Genomic DNA, 3,200 nt, shown 5'->3' on the forward strand with positions numbered 1-3,200 from the left:
ATCACCCCTCAACAGGGGTCAATATTCCATGCCGATTCACAAGGGGCGCCAAATTGCGGCATTTCGCTGGCGCCCGGGCGCCAGAAGCAGCAGCTACCATTGTCGCTCCATTCGGCGATCGTCAGTTCGCCGATCTGAAGCAGCAGCGCTGATTGCTGGGCATTTGCCCCCGAGCTGAGCTGGCCATATTGGCCGCGCTTCAAGCGATCGCCTTGGCTTCGCGCCCAATGGGCAGCATCACTGCCAAGGACGAACCACGCGTTGCTGATACGACCTTCATCCAGGTAACGCCGCCAAAACTTCTGCCGCCGTTGCCACTGTGCGGGATTATCGGTGGTATCGGCCAGCAACTTGAAGAAGAGCTCGAACGCTTCTCCGATAAGCCACTGGCGCAGCATACCTTCGAGACGATCGGCCCTCGAATATCCCCGCGCTTGCATCTCCTTCGTCAAGGCAGCCCAACGAGCGGCACCCTTGAAACGGGGATCACCCACGCGCGCTAGCATGAAGGCTTGCAGGCGCACCTTGAGCTCGGATCCAGGCGCTTTGCTGAGCCATGGTGCGAGCAACCCATGAACTATCGCCGGCGAGAGCTGACGTTCACTGCCGCCAGGCAATCGCTCCAGCAGGTCAAGCAGTGCGGTCACGTCGCGGGTCGTATTGGCCGGAGCAGCACCAGCCGTGTCATCTGCCAAGCGATCAAGCGCCGCTTCCACGATCCCTGCATCGGGCAGCGAGGACAGTCCCGCCTCGTCGAGCACCAACGTGGGGTCGGCTCCTTCCGCGATCTTGGCCTTAAGAGCACGCCCAAGCGCGCGCGGGCCAGCATCAGCGTCCCACAAGCTCAACCGCTCACCGGCTTCACGCAATGGCCAGTCGTGGCGACTGGCCGCCACCCGAGCGGCTTGCGCAAGGAAGCTGGCAGCAGCGGTTCGGGGGAACACGTCGAGCCATACAAGCACCAGGCGACGATCAGCTGGCTTCCAATTCATGTTCACCAGCCGCTCGGTAAGGCCCTGAACCCAATCGGGCGCGACCAAGACTTCAGACTTTAGCTCTGGCGATACAGACCGTGTCAGCTCGACCCATGCCGGCCGCAATGCGCGGCGGGCCTCGCTAGCAGATAGCTGCATTATCGGCTGGCGAGCGGCGCGGGCAAGAAAGGCGCGATCGCCCTCTGGGTCACCTCTGCCCGCCGACTCGTTACCTTGGTAACGCCTCTGGAGGGATGCCAAGGCCTTCGATATGCTTGGTGGGATTTCAGGCACCGGACGCCCCCTGAAACGATCATTCAAGATCTCGGCGATAACACCGCGCAGCGCGCCGCTCACAGCAGCATACTCGCAAATCGCGACGCATCCGGAGTCGCCATCAAGAATCGCAGGTCGATGCGTCGGTTGGCGCGGTAGTCCTCTTGCGAAGCGCCCTCGTGCCCCAAAGTAGGACGCGTCCCACCGTAGCCACTGACAGACAGGATCGGGACCAATCGTTGGCGATCGCGAGTACCGACCTTGGTCTTCAAGGAGTCGAGTGCTCTCTGGCGTTGACGAAGCTCGCGAAAGGTATTGATGGCACGCTCAGCCGACAGTTCAACGTTCACATCCCTCCCGCCACGGTTCAATGGACGAACGTCCGAATGGCCTTCCACGAAAAGGGCATCGATGCGGTATTGACTGCGTTTGGCGGTACAAGGAGTGTCCAGCCTTGCATAGTCGGTATAGCATGGGAGTACCGCAACCAATACATCGGCCAGCTTCGCTACCTTTTCTTTACCCGCTTCGGAAAGATCGGAGCGCCCTTCATCAAACAGAATAGCGTCTGGCAGACGGAGTACACCTGTGTCGGTGTCGATCTGCACATTGATATCTTGCTTCAAAAGGCGGCGCTGCAGTTCCTTGAGCAATTCCGCACGGGCTGTGTTTGCTCCCGTCATCTCTTGGGTCGTCTGTCTGAACTGCACTGCGTAGTAGACCAGCAGGATGATGAAAATGAACAGCAGACCTGTCAGCATGTCGGACATGCTGACATAGAACCCTTCATCATCCTCCTCGACGGATCTGCGATTAGAAAGCCGAGGCATGGCTTAGCGACCCGCTGGCGGTGGCGACTGCGCAACCGCCAAGTCTTCCACCAAAGCTGCAAGCCGGTCGACGGCACGGCCCGTGTTGATGTCGACCTTGCTGGCGAATGCGGCGAGTTGCTCGGCACGCTGCTGCATGTCTCGCGTCAAGTTCGTCAGGACCTCAGCCAGGGCATCGTCGACGCCTTCAAATCGCGTCTGATAATCCCGCCAGGCATTGGCAGCAGCAGTACTCGTCGCCGTGAAGTTGGTGACCAGCGCTTCTGCTGCCTTGCGCTGTTCGGAAATCGCCTCACTGCTATCGCGCAGCGTTGCCAAGATCGCTTCAGTGGACCGCCGAATAGGTTCACCGACGGCGCCCAATGCACCGGCGGCCTTGCCCAGTTCCGCGGTCACAGCCTGCCCGCTCGAAACGAGCTGGCCGCCCAACCGCTCGGCAGCGACACCGGCCTCGGCCAGGCGTCGGGAACTGGAATCAGCGCTGTCGCCAGCTCTGGCAACATTGGCTCCAAAGACATCAAGCCGCGCCATTGCGGCATCGAGACGTTCTGTGAGCCGTTTATTCGCACCCTCAAAACGCTCGACGAGATCATCCACAACTTCAGTGACCGCCTCGACCGCCTGCCTGCTGGCACCTGCTGCAGCATTAGCGGCCTCACTTGCCATCGTCCGAGCGATGGTTTCTGACGTCTCACGCTGCAGCTTGGCCGCCTCAGATGCCTGCTCTGTCAAAAGCGGACCGATAGCTGAAACTGCTTTCGCGACGTCCCCCATCAAGAGGCGCATTTCCTCGCCAGTCTGCGCCAGCGCCTCCGCATTCTGCTTCGCAGCAGCTTCATAGCGGGCGTTATTGTCGCGAAGCTGCGTATCGATACCCTCTGCGGCTGCCTTCTGCCTTTCGAGCAGGGCCCCACTCATTTCCTCAATGCGTTGCATCAGGCTAGCAAAAGCAGTCTGCATCCCAGCAGCAGCCTGCGAGAAGAGATTGGCTGCATCCCGGATCTGGTTCTCAGCTTCGCCAGCCTTCTCATTGAGCTTTTCGGGCAGCGCGCCGAGGCGTTCGGTCATGACCGTCAGCGCACTGTCGCGCGACAATCAGGGTGAGAATGCGCGACAATCA

3 protein-coding genes are annotated in these 3,200 nt (G+C 60.3%); all 3 read right to left on the reverse strand.

The window, feature by feature from the left end:
- Positions 1 to 8: 8 nt before the first annotated feature.
- From CHU93_RS00320 to CHU93_RS00330, 3 genes are read right to left on the reverse strand one after another with little or no spacing between them, the layout of a single operon-like run.
- Positions 9 to 1,331 (reverse strand): EH signature domain-containing protein, encoded by a 1,323-nt coding sequence (locus CHU93_RS00320; RefSeq protein WP_165768531.1) that lies wholly within the window; start codon positions 1,329 to 1,331, stop codon positions 9 to 11.
- The gene (locus CHU93_RS00325; RefSeq protein ID WP_094472240.1) at positions 1,328 to 2,080 is read right to left on the reverse strand and encodes an OmpA/MotB family protein; all 753 of its coding nucleotides are present in this window, start codon (positions 2,078 to 2,080) and stop codon (positions 1,328 to 1,330) included. Before CHU93_RS00325 ends, CHU93_RS00320 begins: the two co-directional genes overlap by 4 nt.
- A gap of 3 nt (positions 2,081 to 2,083) precedes the next feature.
- Complete coding sequence (locus tag CHU93_RS00330) at positions 2,084 to 3,148, reverse strand: hypothetical protein (protein WP_094472241.1); 1,065 nt, start codon at positions 3,146 to 3,148, stop codon at positions 2,084 to 2,086.
- Positions 3,149 to 3,200 lie beyond the last annotated feature (52 nt).

The organism is Sandarakinorhabdus cyanobacteriorum (assembly GCF_002251755.1).
Taxonomy (GTDB): Bacteria; Pseudomonadota; Alphaproteobacteria; order Sphingomonadales; family Sphingomonadaceae; genus Sandarakinorhabdus; species Sandarakinorhabdus cyanobacteriorum.

Excerpts from the sequence above, each read along its gene's own strand:
- CHU93_RS00325 (WP_094472240.1), bottom strand. The coding sequence starts at position 2,080 with ATGCCTCGGCTTTCTAATCGCAGATCCGTCGAGGAGGATGATGAAGGG.
- CHU93_RS00330 (WP_094472241.1), bottom strand. The coding sequence starts at position 3,148 with ATGACCGAACGCCTCGGCGCGCTGCCCGAAAAGCTCAATGAGAAGGCT.